This window comes from Actibacterium sp. EMB200-NS6, assembly GCF_001305615.1.
In the GTDB taxonomy this organism is placed as follows: Bacteria; Pseudomonadota; Alphaproteobacteria; order Rhodobacterales; family Rhodobacteraceae; genus Actibacterium_A; species Actibacterium_A naphthalenivorans.
Map to the genome: position 1 here is coordinate 1,962,749 of NZ_CP010869.1, position 15,424 is coordinate 1,978,172.

Sequence of the window (15,424 nt, forward strand, 5' to 3'; positions counted from 1 at the left end):
TTCGGGGGTTAGCCCCCCCATGTTTTTTCCAGCACGCGCAGCCAGTTTTCGTGGCACAGCTTGGTGATCAACGCCTCGCCATATCCATGCCCTGCCATTGCCTGTCTCAGTTTGGGCAGGCCGCCGCAGGTCGTCAGATCGGAAGGCACCACAGCGCCATCATAGTCCGATCCCAACCCCACCCGATCCTCGCCCAGATGATCGATCAAATGGTCGAGATGCCGCAACAGCTGCGTCAGCGGCACATCGGATATCATGCGCCCGTCGTCGCGCAGGAATGCCACCGCGAAATTCAGCCCCACCATACCATCGCTTTCGCGAATGGCGGCCAATTGTTTGTCGGTCAGGTTCCGGCTGTGCGGGCAAATCGCATGAGCATTGGAATGCGTGGCGACAAGCGGCGCGGAGGAAAGGCGCGCCACGTCCCAAAATCCGGCCTCATTGAGATGGGAGAGATCGATCATGATCCCCAGCTCATTGCAGCGCTTGACCAGATTGATCCCGTGCTCCGTCAGGCCGGGCCCGGTGTCCGCTGTGCTCGGGAACCGAAAGGGAACGCCATGGCCAAAAATCGTAGGACGGCTCCAGACGGGCCCAAGCGAACGCAATCCGGCCCGATAGAGCAGTTCGAGTGCATTGAGATCGGCATCAATACCCTCTGCCCCTTCGATATGAAAAATCGCCGCCATTCTCCCCTGCGCAAGGGCCGCGCGGATGTCTGCGACGCTCCGGCAGATGGTCAAGGCGCCGCGCTTTTCGAGATCGAACAGAATTGCCGCCTGCGCCATGACAACTGGAAAGGCGTCCTGCCAATCGATCGGATCGGGCAAAGGCAGGTCATAGGCCGCCTGCGTCATCTGATCGAATTTGAACTCGAGGTCCTGAGGCGACGGCACATAGACGGCGAAGAAACCGCCACCAAACCCACCAGCCTTGGCCGAGAGACAGTCGATCGCGCCATCGCGACCGCTCAGGAAACTCTCCGCGGCGCTAACGCCACCGGCTTGATAGAGTTTGAGCAAAACGTCGTTATGCCCGTCAAAGACGATAGGTATTTCTGTTGTGATCATTGTTCCGCCCGGTGACGCGCCACCCCAACATGAAAGGAAATTTCAGAGCCCGAAAAACAATGTGTTTTGAGAACTCGAAAGCTAAGTTTTTTCATCGAGACCCGTATGGCAACCGAAACTTGACCAGTTTGCCCGAATATCGGGCGCTTCGCGCATTGCTGCGACTGCGACATCACTGGGGAGAGTTCAATCCGCTTGTCGCTGCGTCGCTCTTCCACCGGCTTGTCGGTCTTCAGTCTGAAGCAGACTCCGAGGCACAACCGGGGTCTCGCATATCTCGTTGATCCCTCCTGAGAGGCCGGCCTGACCCGTGCGGCGGGACGTGTCGTGGTGGCACGAAATGTCGAACCGCGGCGCCCGGCGGGCCCGGCGGACCTGCGCACCCCAGTCAACCAGAATCTCGTCGACAAGCTTCAGCTTGCGGGCAGACGCTCAGAGCGTTCGGCGGGTCACATCGGGCACAGGGCCGCGAGACTTCTTATTCAAATTGAATAGCTTGCCTGTCTGATCCTTGCCTGCCGGGAGATCTCGGCCACCGGAGTACCTTCTTCACCCCGCGTCAAGTTGAACGCCCTGTGCGCCTCCGGGAACTTGGCGTTTTCATGCGATTCCGCTCCTCTCCCGGCCAGCGAAGCTTATCGGAAAACTCCGACTCCAAACCACGCGGTTCAGGGCGCTCAGAGCGAGCCGCAAGGCCACTTCAGAGCCTTGCGCCCCCCGTCAGCCAAATGTTTCCGTGATGGCCCGGGCCGTCACCGCCACGATCTGATCCGCTTCGTCCGCATCAAGGCAGAGCGGAGGCGCAAAGCCGATGATGTCGCCCTGAGGCATCGCCCGCGCGATCACGCCGTTCCTGTGCATCGCGGCGACCACCTTGCCCGACATCTGCCCCACCGGATCAAGGAAGCGCCGCGCGGCGCGGTCTTCCACAAGCTCCACCGCGCACAGCATGCCTTCGCCGCGCACCTCGCCCACATTGGGATGGTCGCCGATTGCCGCGCGCATCCGCTCTGTCAGCAAAGCGCCCACGTGGCCCGCGTTGTCTACAAGGCCGAGCGTGTCGATCAGGCGCAGGTTCGCCACGCCCGCCGCCGCGCCAATGGGATGCGCGGAATAGGTCCACCCATGGCCCATCACGCCGTTTTCGTCGGTGCCCTGTTCCAGCACCTGCCACACGCGGTCCGAAATGATCGATCCCGACAGCGGCGCATAAGCCGAGGTCAGCCCTTTGGCGATGGTGATGAAATCCGGGGTCATGCCATAGTGGTCGCTGCCGAACATCGTGCCAAGCCGGCCAAAGCCGGTCACGACCTCATCGGCGATCAGCAGGATGTCATGCTGTTTCAGCACGGCCTGAATCGCGGGCCAATAGCCTTCGGGCGGCGGGACCAGACCGCCGGTGCCCAGAACGGGCTCACCGATGAAGGCGGCAATCGTGTCGGCGCCTTCGCGGGCGATCAGCGCCTCAAGCTCGGCGACGCAATGGGCGGTAAAGGCGGCCTCGGACATGGCCGGGTCGGGGCGGCGGAAATAATACGGCGCCTCGGTGTGGATCACCTGTGACAGCGGCAGGTCGAACTTCTTGTGAAACAGCTCAAGCCCTGTCAGCGACCCGGTCATCAGCCCCGACCCGTGATAGCCGCGCCAGCGCGAGATGATCTTTTTCTTCGCGGGCCGCCCCAGGATGTTGTTGTAATACCAGATCAGCTTGATGTTGGTCTCGTTCGCATCCGACCCCGACAGGCCGAAATAGACCTTGGACATGTGATCTGGCGCGCGGTCCAGCACCATCTTGGCCAGCGTGATCGACGCCTCGGAGCCATGCCCGGCATAGGCGTGGTAATAGGCCAGTTCGCGGGCCTGCTCGGCAATCGCGTCGCTGATCTCGGTGCGGCCATAGCCCACGTTCACGCAGTAAAGCCCGGCGAAGGCATCCAGAAACCGGTTGCCGTCGCGATCCTCTATAAAAACCCCCTTGCCGCCGGTGATGATCCGCTGCGGGGCCTCTCCGCGCGCGAATTGCCCCAGATGGGTCGAGGGGTGGCAGAAATTGTCGCGGTCCCAGGCGGCCAGTTGATCGTTCGTCAGCATTGTCGTTCCTTTCGTGTCACGCCCAGTTGCGGCAGACATATTTGATATCGGTAAAGGCCTCGAGCCCATGACGGGCGCCCTCGCGGGCGAGGCCGGATTGTTTCATGCCCCCAAAGGGAATGGGCGCGCCGGTGACCTTGGTGCGGTTCACCGCCACCATCCCGAACTGCAGCGCGCGCGAGGCGCGGTAGATCCGCGCGGGGTCGGTGCTGTGGACATAGGAGACCAGCCCGTATTCGGTGTCATTGGCGCGGGTGATCGCCTCTTCCTCGGTATCAAAGGGCGCGATGGCGGCGACGGGGCCAAAGGTTTCCTCGTGCATGATGCGTGCATCGGCGGGCACGTCGGCCAGCACCGTGGGCTGAAAGAACAGCGGCCCCTGCGGATCACGCGCACCGCCGGTCAGCAGCCGCGCGCCGCGGGCAAGCGCGTCGGCCACATGGGCCTGTTGTTTCGCCACGGCGGCTTCGTTCATCAGCGGGCCAAGATCGCGGTCCGTCATCCCCGGCCCCAGCGTCAGCGCAGCGGCCCGTGTGGCAAAGCCTTCGCAGAACCGCGCGTAGGCCGGACGTTCGACAAGAAACCTGTTGGCGCCCAGACAATCCTGCCCGGAGGTGGCGAATTTGGCCTTGATTGCCTCGTCCAGCGCCAGATCCATATCCGCATCGGCGAAAACCAGAAACGGTGCGTGCCCGCCAAGCTCAAGCACCAGACGTTTCACCGTCTCGGCGGACTGGCGATACAGCAGCTTGCCCACCTCGGTCGAGCCGGTGAAGGACAGCGCCCGCACGCGCGGATCGGCGGTCCAGGTGCCCACAATCTCGGCCGCATCGCCCGCGACAACATTCAGCACGCCCGAGGGTATCCCGGCCCGCGCCGCGAGGTCCGCCAGCGCCAGCGCCGAAAGCGGCGTCTGCGCCGAAGGGTGGATGACGACCGTGCACCCGGCGGCCAGCGCGGCGGCGGCCTTGCGGGTGATCATCGCGGACGGAAAATTCCAGGGCGTGATCAGCGCGGCCACGCCAACGGGTTCGCGCCACAGCTCCATCTCGGCATCGGGCAGATGCGAGGTGACGCTTTCGATATTGGGACGGCGGGTCTCTTCGGCGTAATATTCAAGGAACGCGGCGGCATAGTCGATCTCGCCCCGCGCTTCGGACAGGGGCTTGCCCTGCTCCATCGTCATGAGGATCGCAAGATCCTCGCGATGCGCGATCATCAGATCGAACCAGTTGCGCAGCAGGCGCGCGCGTTCCTGCGGCAAAGCCCGCGCCCATGGGCCAAACGCGGCCTGAGCCGCATCCACGGCGCACGCCGCCTGCGCGGCCCCCATCCGCGCGATGCAGGCCACCGCGCCGCCCGTTGCCGGATCATGCACCGCGATCCGGTCGGAGGCATCGGCCCAGTCCCCGTTGATATAAGAGGCCTCATGCAACAGGCCCGGATCGGTCAGCATGGATGACAGGCTGTTCACGCGCGGGTGCTCCAGGGTTTTGACTACGCACCATCATCCTCTGACACGGGAGGAGGATTCCGTTTTTCTTGGCCCGGAAAAAGAGGATTTCACCATTTCGGCGCCCGCCGACAGTCAACCCTTGCTGGGCGCGCCGTTCACGAGCAGGTCAAACGGTGGCGCACCGCCCGATTTCACCGCCTTTGTCACGATATATGAAAAATACCGCTTCAACCCGATCCGGGCGTCCAGCATCGCGTCGATCAGATCCTGATAGCGCCCGATGTCGCGCGTGGTGACCTGCAGCAGATAGTCAAACCCCCCGCCGATCGCCCAACAGGCGGTCACCTCTTCATAGCGCAGGATAGTGCGCTCGAAGGTCTGGAAATTCTCGGCGCGGTGGTTTTCCAGCTCGATCGTCACGAAGACAACCACATGAGGACCGAGCTTTGTCAGCGCGATATCCGCGTGATAGCCGGTGATCAATCCGGCGGCTTCCAGCTTTTTGAGCCGCTGCCAGCAGGGCGTTGCAGACAGGTTCACCCGCCGCGACAATTCGGTCTTCGAGATGCGACCCTCGCGCGCGAGGATCGAAAGGATCGCGATATCACGATCATCGAGCGCATGTTCTGACATTCGCGCACCCTTGCGAATTATGATCCGGCTTGTCAATTTCTTCTGTGCCCGCCAACTATTGTTGCATGACAATCTGGCCTCCCCGCCCTGGCACTCTGAAACGACCCGCCTACCGGTACCTTGCCCAGGCGATCGTTTCAGCCATTGAAACCGGCGCCCTGCGCCCGGGCGACAGGCTTCCGACCCACCGCGAACTGGCCTATCAGCTGGGCCTGTCGGTTCAGACGGTCAGCCGCGCCTATGAGGAACTGATCCGCATCCAGATGATTGTCGGCGAGGTCGGGCGCGGAACCTTCGTGTCCACTGCGGCGCGCGAGGCGGCGCCGCCTTATCAGCGTGTCACCCCGGAGCAGAAAGTCATCGACTGTTCCATGTTGACGCCGATCGTGACCGAGCTTCACACCCGGAAAATGAGCGAAACGCTTGGTGGCATGGCCAGCGCGCTGCCCGATGCCGTGCTGCAGTCCTTTCGCCCGCAGCCGGCGCATAGTTCGCATGTGCAGACCGCGTTGACCTGGCTGCAACGTTGCGGCGTTCGCACCGCATCGGACTGCGTCATCATGACCAACGGCAGCACCTCGGCCATGACGGTTGCCCTGACAAGCGTGACGACCGCAGGGGATCTGGTGGCAACCGAAGCGATGGGGCATCATACGCTGCCGACGCTGGCGCGCACGCTCGGGCTCCGGCTTGCCGCACTGCCAATGGATCACGAGGGCATCCTGCCCGAAGCGCTCGACAACCTGTGCAGCGCGACGCAGGTCAAGGCGCTCTATACCATGCCGGCCGGTCTGAATGCGCTGGCGTGCACCATGGGAAACGAGCGTCGCGACGCGATCTGTGCCGTCGCCAGACATCACGGGTTGATGATCGTCGAGAATGACGCCTGGGGCCCGCTTGAACCGCACCGCCCTGCCCCGCTGGCGATGCGCGCACCGGAAAGGACGCTTTACTTCACCGGGCTGAGCAAATGCCTGCTGCCCGGCCTGCGCGTGGGATATCTTGTCGTTCCCCCGCGGTTGGCAGAGGCCGCGAACAATCGCCATCTCGCGACGAGCTGGATGGCGACGGCCCTGATGGGCGAAATCGGCGCGCGCTGGATCGCCGAGGGCACAGCCGAAGAGCTTTTGCACTGGCAGCGTCGCGCGCTGGCGCGGCGCAACCAGTTCGCGGCGGATCGGCTGGGCCCGATAAGGCACCGCGCCGCACCGCGCGGCCTTCACATCTGGATCCCGCTGTCCGAGCCGGGGCATGAAGCTGCCGTCGTTGCCCGCCTGCGCGAACGCGGGCTGGCCGTTGCGCCCGGCAATCCGTTCGCACTCGACGACGCCAGCTATCATCCCGGCATCCGGTTTTGTGTCGGGAACCGTTCCGAAAAAGCCTTTGAAACCGGCATAGACATCGTTGCCACATTGCTGAGCGGCCCGGCGGAACAAGGGAAAGCCCCGGATCGAATTTATGAAACGGATTAATTTTTAAGCAAACCGCCACCCAACCGGGCTCCGAGAGAACGAACGCCCGGAAATGTCGATTATGAAACCCGGTCAAATTGTCATGATTTAATATATCGATTGATTTGATTGCCGCAGCTTACAAACCATTCTTCAATGGCCAGCCTCACCCAAGCTTGCAAGGCAACAGGCCTGAGAGGCGCGCTTTCAGCACCGTTTCCCACACTGCAGCGTGATCGAGATCGGCCAGATCCCGACGCCGTAAAGGAGAATAGAAATGACCATTCGCACGGCGATTGTCGCCGGAACCGTCGCAACCATGACCCTTGGCCTGTCCGCTGCACATGCCGACACCTGGCGCTATGCGTTTGAAGAGGCGCTGGAAGAGGTTCAGGGGAAATTCGCCCAGAAGTTCAAGGCCGAGGTCGAAGCCAATTCCGATCACACGATCCAGCTTTTCCCCTATGGCACATTGGGCGAATCCGCTGATATCATGGAGCAGGCCCAGGCCGGCATCCTGCAATTCGTCGATCAGTCTCCGGGCTTCACCGGATCGCTGATCCCCGAGGCGCAGGTCTTTTTCGTGCCCTATCTGCTGCCCGGCGACACCGAGCAGCTGAACAGCTTTTTCCGCAACTCCGTCGCGCTGAACGAGATGTTCCCCGAACTCTATGCCGCGCAGGGCCTGGAGCTTCTGACGATGTTCCCCGAGGGTGAAGTGGCGATGACCACGAAAAAGCCCGTGCACAGCCCCGAGGATCTTGACGAGGTGAAGTTCCGCGTCATGACCAACCCGCTGCTGGTGGAAAGCTACAAGGCGTTCGGCGCGACCCCCACGCCGCTGCCGTGGGGCGAGGTGTATGGCGCGCTGCAGACCAACATCATCCAGGGTCAGGAAAACCCCACCTCGTTCATCGAATCCACCAAGCTTTACGAAGTGACGGATGTGATCATCTATGCCGGGCACAACAACTTCACCACCGCCCTGATGGCCAACAAGGACTTCTACGACGCCCTGCCCGAAGCGGACCAGCAGGTGATCGAAAATGCCACGGACGCGGCCTTCGAATACATCCTGGCCTATCAGAAGGATCTCGAGTCGGTGGCGCTTGAGGCGATCAAGAAGGCCAAGCCCGAAATGGAGGTCATCGTGCTGACGGAAGAGGAACGCGCGCCCTTCAAGGCCGCTGCCGGAACCGTCGAGGAGACCTTCATCGAAATGACCGGGGACAGCGGCAAGAAGATCCTCGAGCAGATGAAAGCCGATCTCGCGGCGGCAGCCGAATAACCGCCCGACCGGGGCGGCCAACCGGCCGCCCCGCCCCTGCGGGCATGCCCCCAAGGAATGACGGAGAAGCTTTGATGAGCCCGGCAGATCCCGAAGACCAGCCCCGGCCCGCCGCCACGGATCCTGATGTGACGGGCGGCGAAGGCTCTGCGCTGCCCGGTGTTCTGGGTATGATCGACATTGCCATTGCCCGGACCGAGGCGGTGATGCTTGCCGCTGGCGTGTTGCTGATGGCGCTCAACACGATCTCGAACGTCATCGGGCGGTTCGTGTTTCAGTCGAGCCTCTTTTTCTCGGAAGAACTGAACCGCATCCTGATTGTCCTGATCACCTTTGCCGGCATCAGCTATGCCGCGCGGCACGGGCGCCACATCCGCATGTCGGCGATCTACGACGCGCTGCCCGCGCCTGCGCGCAAGATCCTGATGGTGGCGATCTCGATCATCACCGCGATCCTCATGTTCGCGCTTTGCTATTACTCGGTCAGCTACATCGTGACGCTGGCCTCGCGGGGGCGCGTGCTGCCATCGCTGCAGATCCCGGTTTGGGTCATCTACCTTTGGGTGCCTGTGGGGTTTTTCATGACCGGGGCGCAATATGCGCTGACGGCTGTGAAGAACCTGCTGGACAAGGATATCTATCTCTCGACCAGCGTGCTCGAAGGTTATGACGACACCGAAACCGAAATCTGAGGGTTAGCGCATGGCCATCACAATATTCGCGATCATGATCATCCTGCTGTTGCTAGGGTTTCCGATCATGATCCCGCTGATCATGGGCGCCTTCGTCGGCTTTTTCATGGTGTTCGGCGGCTTTGGCCAGATGGAAACCATGGTGCAGCAGATGATGGCCGGGATCCGGCCCGCGTCGCTGATCGCGGTGCCGATGTTCATCTTTGCCGCCGATATCATGACGCGCGGCCAATCCGCTGACCGGCTGATCGACATGGTGATGAAATTCGTCGGCCACGTGAAAGGCGGGCTTGCCGTTTCCACGGCGGCGGCCTGCACGATGTTCGGCGCGGTCTCGGGCTCGACCCAGGCGACGGTCGTCGCGATCGGGTCGCCTCTGCGTCCGCGTATGCTTCAGGCCGGATACAAGGACAGTTTCGTGCTGGCGCTGATCATCAACGCCTCGGACATCGCCTTTCTGATCCCGCCCTCGATCGGGATGATCATCTATGGCGTGGTCTCGAACACCTCGATCGCCGAGCTGTTCATCGCCGGTGTCGGGCCCGGCCTGCTGATCCTGCTGCTGTTCTCGATCTACAGCGTGATCTATGCGATCCGAAACAACGTGCCGACCGAGCCCAAGGCCACATGGGGCGAGCGGCTGCGCGCGGTGCAGCGCGCGCTGTGGCCGCTGGGCTTTCCGGCGATCATCGTGGGCGGGATCTATGGCGGCATCTTCAGCCCGACCGAGGCGGCGGCGGTCTGCGTGCTTTACGCGCTGATCCTCGAATTCGCGATCTTCCGCTCGCTTGATCTGAAAGGCGTCTATGATACGGCCAAATCCACCGGGCTGATCACCGCCGTCGTGTTCATTCTTGTCGCGGCGGGGGCGGCGTTTTCCTGGGTCATCTCTTTCGCCCAGATCCCGCAGCAGATGCTGACGGCCGTCGGCATCTCTGACATAGGGCCGATCGGTGTGCTGTTCGTCATCTCGATCGCCTTCTTCGTGGGCTGCATGTTCGTCGACCCGATCGTCGTCATCCTGATCCTCGTGCCGATCTTCACACCGGTGGTCGACAGCGTCGGGCTGGACCCGGTGCTGGTCGGCACGATCATCACGCTGCAGGTCGCCATCGGGTCGGCCACGCCACCCTTCGGCTGCGATATCTTTACCGCCATCGCGGTCTTCAAACGCCCCTATGCCGAGGTCATCAAGGGCACGCCGCCCTTCATCGTGATCCTGCTCGGCGTATCCATGATGTTGATTTTCTTTCCGCAGATCGCCCTGTTCCTGCGCGATCTCGCCTTTGCCGACTGACCGGAGGGCCGCACGGTGTTCAAACGCATACTTGTCGGTTTCGACGGATCCAAAGGGGCGGAGGCGGCGCTGATGAAAGCGATCGAGCTTGCCAAGATCTGGGGCGCGGAATTGAACCTCATGACAGTCTTCCGCCATCACAGCCTTCTTGAAGCGTCGTTCTCCATGGTCCGCCCCACCGAGCCCGAGAACATGGATGACGTGATGCGCGCACATGCGACAAGCGTGGCGGAACATGCAAAATCGGTCGCGCAGAACGCCGGGCTGAGCAATATCCGCGCCTTCGTCAAACCGGGGCATCCGTCACGTTCGCTCGTCGCCTTCGCGAAAGACCATCAGGTTGACCTCATCGTTCTTGGCCGGCGCGGGCTTGGGTCGGTCGAGGGGTATCTGCTGGGCAGCGTTTCGCACAAGGTGACCGGGCTTTCGGATTGCCCGGTTCTGGTCGTATGACGCGCCCCGCCCCGCAAGCGCCCCGGATCGTTTCGGAGTTCGCCGGCGATCTGGAGTTCGACGCCCCCGGTCGGCCCGTGCGGCTGGGTCTGATCGCGCTGGCGACGGATCTGACGATCGAGCGGGACGCGCGCAGGCTGTTGCCCCAAGACGACGTGGCCCTGCACGTCACGCGCGTGCCCTTCGCCAACCCCACGACGCCCGAGAACCTGCGCGCGATGGCGCCCAAGCTTGCGGATGCCGCCGCGCTTTTGTTGCCTGACATACCGCTTGCGGCGATCTGTTACGGCTGCACCTCGGCCTCGGTGGCGATCGGAGACGCCGAGGTCGCGCGACATATCGGGCAGGCCCGGCCCGGCGTTCCGGTGGTCACGCCGATCCTTGCCGCCGCACAGGCGTTTCGGGCGCTTGGCGCCTCTCGTATCTCGGTTCTCACGCCATACCTGCCGGAAACGACCGCGCCGATGCTGGACTATTTCGATGCGGCCGGGATCGCTGTCGCGCGCTGCACCTGTCTTGGCCTGCCCGATGACCGTGACATGGCGCGCCTGTCCGCCCGGACCATTCTGGCCGCGGCCCGCGACGCCGACACCCCCGAGGCCGAGGCGCTGTTTCTGTCCTGCACGGCCCTTCCCGCCGTGCCGCTGATCGCCGCGCTCGAGGCAGAGCTGGGCAAGCCGGTCATTACCTCGAACCAAGCCAGCTTCTGGGCCATGCTGTGCCTTGCGGGATTGCCCATCCCGGCGGGTTTCGGACGGATCCACGCCTTCGGGGAAAAGGTGCGCCACGCATGAACGCACCGGTCCTTGCCGATATCCTAAGCGCACACCAGCGCGTTGCGGGCATTGTCCGGGCCACCCCATGCGACCCTTCTCCATCGCTCAGCACCCATATGGGCCAGCCGGTCTGGCTCAAGCAGGAACACCACCAGCATACCGGCAGCTTCAAGCTGCGCGGCGCGGCGAACGCAGTGGCGCAACTGACGCCTGCGGAACGCGCGCGCGGTGTCGTGGCCGTGTCTACCGGCAACCACGGTCGCGCGCTGGCCTATGCGGCGCGCAAATCCGGGGTGCGCTGCGTGATCTGCATGTCTGCGCTGGTGCCCGACAACAAGCTGCAGGCGATTCGCGCCGAGGGTGCCGAGACGCGCATCATCGGCCGCTCGCAAGACGAGGCTCAGGCCGAGGTGGACCGTATGATCCAGGAAGACGGCATGGTGATGATCCCCCCGTTCGATGACCCGCGCGTCATCGCCGGGCAAGGTACGCTGGGTCTTGAGGTCCTTGAGGCCGTGCCGGATCTGGCGACGATGCTGGTGCAGCTTTCGGGCGGCGGGCTGATCGCGGGCGTGGCGCTGGCGCTCAAGGCGCAGCGCCCCGATATCCGGGTCATCGGCATCTCGATGAAGCGCGGCGCCGCGATGCAGGCCAGCCTTGCCGCGGGCCGTCCGGTTCAGGTGGATGAACTGCCGACGCTTGCGGATTCTCTGGGCGGCGGGATCGGCCTGGCGAACCAGTACAGCTTTGCCATGGCGCGCGATCTTGTGGACGATGTCGTCACGCTGAGCGAGCCTGAAATCGCCGCCGGCATACGCCACTGCTACTTTGCGGAACGCCAGATCGTCGAGGGCGCGGGCGCCGTCGGGGTCGCGGCGCTGTTGTCCGGACGGATCACGGCGCAAGGACCGGTCGGTGTGCTGCTGAGCGGTGGGAACATCGACATGGCGCTTCACCATCGGCTGATCTCGGGCGAAGACGTGGATCTGATGCAGGAGCAGCGCGCCTGATGGTCGAGATCACCCTGCTGTCCGAGGCCGATCTGCGCCGCTGCGTCGCGCTGGACGATCAGGCCGTCGAGTGTGTCGAGGACGGGTTTCGCGCGCTCGGCACCGGAACGGTGGTGATGCCGCCGATCCTGTCGATGGCGATCCGCGAGGCCAATGGCGAGGTCGACGTCAAGACCGCCTATGTGCCGGGGCTGCCCAGCTTTGCCATCAAGGTGTCGCCGGGGTTCTTCGACAATCCCGCGCTTGGCCTTGCGTCCACTTCGGGGCTTATGATGCTGTTTTGCGCCCGCACCGGACAGGTGCAGGCGCTGTTGCTGGACAATGGCTATCTGACCGATATCCGCACCGCCGCCGCCGGGGCCGTGGCCGCGCGCCACCTTGCGCGCGCGGATGCGTCCCATGCCTGTATCCTTGGGGCGGGCATGCAGGCCCGGATGCAGCTTCGCGCGCTGAGCCTCGTGCGTCCGATCCGCCGTGCCACCTTCTGGGCACGCGATCCGGCCAGGGCCGATGCCGCCGCCCGCGAAATGGGTGCAGAACTGGGGATCAAGGCGACCGCCTGCGCCGATCCCGCCACCTGCGTTGCACAGGCGGATGTGATCGTGACGACCACCCCGGCCACGCGACCCATCCTTTTGGCCGACTGGCTGCGCCCGGGCCAGCACGTCACCGCCATGGGGTCAGACCAGCACGGCAAGAACGAACTCGACCCGGCCAGCCTTGCCCGCGCCGATCTTTATGTGCCCGACCGCCTGTCGCAGACGCGGGCCCTGGGCGAATTGCGCAGCGCCGTGCAAAGCGGCGCCCTGCCCGCAGACGCCCGTTTCCCCGAACTGGGCGATATCGTCGCAGGCACCGCGCCGGGACGCGCCACCCCCGAACAGATCACCATCGCCGATCTGACCGGGACGGGCGTGCAGGATACCGTGATCGCCATCCATGCCCTGCGCCGTGCCCGCGCGCAGGGGCTTGGTACCCTTTTCAACACCTGACCGGAGGCCGTCATGCCCAACCTTTCTCCTCTGTTCACACCGGACGAATACGCGGCCCGCCTGGCGGCCACGCGCAGGGCGATGGAGGCGCGCGGGCTTGACGCCCTGATCGTGTCGGACCCGTCCAACATGGCCTGGCTGACCGGCTATGACGGCTGGTCCTTTTACGTGCATCAATGCGTCATCATCGGACCCACCGGCGCACCCGTCTGGTTCGGACGCGGGCAGGATGCGAACGGCGCGGTGCGGACCTGCTATATGGCCGACGGCGATATCATCGGCTATCCCGACCACTACGTGCAATCGACCGAGCGCCACCCGATGGATTACCTGGCCGCCAAGCTGACCGAACGGGGCTGGGACGCCGGGCGCATCGGGGTCGAGATGGACAACTACTGGTACAGCGCCGCCGCCCATGCCGCGCTGGACCGGCAGACACGGGGCGTTCTGGTAGATGCCACCGCCCTGGTCAACTGGCAGCGCGCGGTGAAATCCAAGGCCGAACTTGGCTATATGCGCTCTGCCGCGCGGATCGTCGAACGGATGCATGCGCGCATCTTCGATCTGGCCGAAGTGGGAATGCGCAAATGCGATCTGGTCGCGGAAATCTATGACGCCGGGCTGCGCTATGACCCGAAGCTGGGGTTTGGCGGAGATTATCCTGCCCTCGTGCCGCTTCTGGCCTCGGGGGCCGATGCCTCGGCGCCGCATCTGACGTGGGACGATCGCCCTCTCAAGGCCGGAGAAGCCACATTCTTTGAAATCGCGGGCGTGGTGCATCGCTATCACTGCCCGCTGTCGCGCACGCTGTTTCTGGGCAAGCCGACGCCCACCTTCGTCGAGGCCGAAAAGGCCACGCTCGAGGGTATGGAAGCGGGGCTTGAACTGGCCCGCGCCGGCAACCGCTGCGAGGATATCGCCAATGCGTTCTTCGGGGTTCTGGCCCGCTACGGGATCGAGAAAACCAATCGCACCGGCTATCCCATCGGCATGTCCTATCCGCCCGACTGGGGCGAACGGACGATGTCCTTGCGTGCGGGCGACACGACGGAATTGCAGCCCGGCATGTGCTTTCATTTCATGACCGGCCTGTGGATGGACGACTGGGGCCTTGAAATCACGGAAAGCATCGTGATCGGCGACGGCGCGCCCGAATGCCTTGCCGATGTGCCCCGCAAGCTGATGGTGAAAGACGGATGAACGCGAACCCCATTACCCCGACCGTTCCCCTTGAGAAGGACGGCAAACATCACGGTTTTCTGCGCCTGCCGCATTCGCGCAACGACAGCGCCTGGGGCGCGGTGATGATCCCGGTGACGGTGGTGCGCAACGGCGACGGGCCCACCGCCCTGCTGACCGGCGCCAATCACGGCGACGAATACGAGGGGCCGATCGCACTGCAACGGCTGGCGCATGAGCTGCAGCCCGAAGAAATCACCGGCCGGGTGATCATTGTGCCCTACATGAACTTTCCGGCCTTCCGGGCCGCCACACGGGTATCTCCCATCGACGGAATGAACCTGAACCGGATCTTCCCCGGACGTGCGGACGGGAGCGCGACAGAAAAGATCGCGGATTACTTTCACAATATTCTCGTACCCATGGCCGACATCGTTCTCGACTATCATTCCGGCGGCAAGACGCTGGATTTCCTGCCCTTTGCCTGCGCGCATTATCTGGACACGCAAACCCAGCAGGAAGCCTGCATCGCGGCGGTCGAGGCCTTCAACGCCCCCTATACGCTGATGCTGCGCGAGATCGACAATGTCGGCATGTATGACACCGCCGTCGAGATGCAGGGCAAGGTCTTCGTCACCACCGAGCTTGGCGGCGGCGGCACCGCGACGGCGCGGTCCGCGCGCATTGCCCGCAAGGGCGCGCGCAACGTGCTGATCCACGCGGGCATCCTGCGCGGCGAGATCGAGCGCGAGCCGTCCCTGATGCTCGATATGCCGGGGAATGATTGCTACCATTTCGCAACCTCCGAGGGGCTTGTCGAACCCCTTGTGGATCTGGGCGATCAGGTTTCGCAGGGGCAGCCGATCGCCAAGATCTGGCCCGTTGACAGAACCGGCGTCGTGCCTTTGGAATATTTTGCCCAGCGGGCCGGCATTCTTGCGGCGCGCCACTTTCCGGGGCTGATCCAGACCGGCGACTGTCTGGCCGTGATCGGCACGACAACCGCGAGCGCGGCATAGGCCGAGACGTTATCGAT

At 63.6% G+C, this 15,424-nt stretch carries 14 protein-coding genes; 10 read left to right on the forward strand and 4 right to left on the reverse strand.

Annotation, left to right across the window (positions count from 1 at the left end; translation table 11 throughout):
* Positions 1-8: 8 nt before the first annotated feature.
* The 4 genes from TQ29_RS09575 to TQ29_RS09590 all read right to left on the reverse strand — a co-directional run bounded on the left by TQ29_RS09575 (position 9) and on the right by TQ29_RS09590 (position 5,250).
* Complete coding sequence (locus TQ29_RS09575) at positions 9-1,070, reverse strand: dipeptidase (RefSeq protein ID WP_054538967.1); 1,062 nt, start codon at positions 1,068-1,070, stop codon at positions 9-11.
* Between the two features lie 720 nt (positions 1,071-1,790).
* Complete coding sequence (locus tag TQ29_RS09580; protein WP_054538968.1) at positions 1,791-3,161, reverse strand: aspartate aminotransferase family protein; 1,371 nt, start codon at positions 3,159-3,161, stop codon at positions 1,791-1,793.
* Positions 3,162-3,177: 16 nt separating this feature from the next.
* Positions 3,178-4,617 (reverse strand): NAD-dependent succinate-semialdehyde dehydrogenase, encoded by a 1,440-nt coding sequence (locus tag TQ29_RS09585; protein WP_054538969.1) that lies wholly within the window; start codon positions 4,615-4,617, stop codon positions 3,178-3,180.
* A 132-nt stretch (positions 4,618-4,749) separates the two neighbouring features.
* The gene (locus tag TQ29_RS09590) at positions 4,750-5,250 is read right to left on the reverse strand and encodes an Lrp/AsnC family transcriptional regulator (protein WP_054538970.1); all 501 of its coding nucleotides are present in this window, start codon (positions 5,248-5,250) and stop codon (positions 4,750-4,752) included.
* Positions 5,251-5,315: 65 nt separating this feature from the next.
* Here TQ29_RS09590 and TQ29_RS09595 point away from each other — a divergent pair, with 65 nt between their 5' ends.
* The 10 genes from TQ29_RS09595 (at position 5,316) to doeB (ending at position 15,407) form a co-directional block, all read left to right on the forward strand.
* The gene (locus TQ29_RS09595; RefSeq protein ID WP_207642702.1) at positions 5,316-6,722 is read left to right on the forward strand and encodes a PLP-dependent aminotransferase family protein; all 1,407 of its coding nucleotides are present in this window, start codon (positions 5,316-5,318) and stop codon (positions 6,720-6,722) included.
* 256 nt (positions 6,723-6,978) lie between these two features.
* Complete coding sequence (gene dctP / locus TQ29_RS09600) at positions 6,979-7,989, forward strand: TRAP transporter substrate-binding protein DctP (RefSeq protein ID WP_054538971.1); 1,011 nt, start codon at positions 6,979-6,981, stop codon at positions 7,987-7,989.
* A 170-nt stretch (positions 7,990-8,159) separates the two neighbouring features.
* Positions 8,160-8,681 carry a TRAP transporter small permease gene (locus TQ29_RS09605; RefSeq protein ID WP_235974480.1) on the forward strand — a complete coding sequence of 174 codons (522 nt, stop codon included), beginning with the start codon at positions 8,160-8,162 and terminating at the stop codon, positions 8,679-8,681.
* A gap of 10 nt (positions 8,682-8,691) precedes the next feature.
* Positions 8,692-9,978, forward strand: a complete 1,287-nt coding sequence (locus TQ29_RS09610; RefSeq protein ID WP_054538973.1) for a TRAP transporter large permease — start codon at positions 8,692-8,694, stop codon at positions 9,976-9,978.
* A gap of 15 nt (positions 9,979-9,993) precedes the next feature.
* Entirely contained in the window at positions 9,994-10,431 is a 438-nt protein-coding gene (locus tag TQ29_RS09615) for a universal stress protein (RefSeq protein ID WP_054538974.1), read from the forward strand.
* Positions 10,428-11,225: an aspartate/glutamate racemase family protein gene (locus TQ29_RS09620; RefSeq protein ID WP_054538975.1), complete on the forward strand. Its 798-nt coding sequence runs from the start codon at positions 10,428-10,430 to the stop codon at positions 11,223-11,225. Before TQ29_RS09615 ends, TQ29_RS09620 begins: the two co-directional genes overlap by 4 nt.
* A complete protein-coding gene (eutB, locus tag TQ29_RS09625) occupies positions 11,222-12,217 on the forward strand; it encodes a hydroxyectoine utilization dehydratase EutB (protein ID WP_054538976.1) in 996 nt (331 codons plus the stop codon). The genes TQ29_RS09620 and eutB overlap by 4 nt, the downstream gene beginning before the upstream one ends.
* Positions 12,217-13,209 carry an ectoine utilization protein EutC gene (gene eutC / locus TQ29_RS09630; RefSeq protein WP_054538977.1) on the forward strand — a complete coding sequence of 331 codons (993 nt, stop codon included), beginning with the start codon at positions 12,217-12,219 and terminating at the stop codon, positions 13,207-13,209. The genes eutB and eutC overlap by 1 nt, the downstream gene beginning before the upstream one ends.
* 12 nt (positions 13,210-13,221) lie before the next feature.
* Positions 13,222-14,409: an ectoine hydrolase DoeA gene (doeA, locus tag TQ29_RS09635; RefSeq protein ID WP_054538978.1), complete on the forward strand. Its 1,188-nt coding sequence runs from the start codon at positions 13,222-13,224 to the stop codon at positions 14,407-14,409.
* Positions 14,406-15,407 carry a N(2)-acetyl-L-2,4-diaminobutanoate deacetylase DoeB gene (gene doeB / locus TQ29_RS09640; protein WP_054538979.1) on the forward strand — a complete coding sequence of 334 codons (1,002 nt, stop codon included), beginning with the start codon at positions 14,406-14,408 and terminating at the stop codon, positions 15,405-15,407. Before doeA ends, doeB begins: the two co-directional genes overlap by 4 nt.
* Positions 15,408-15,424: the final 17 nt, after the last annotated feature.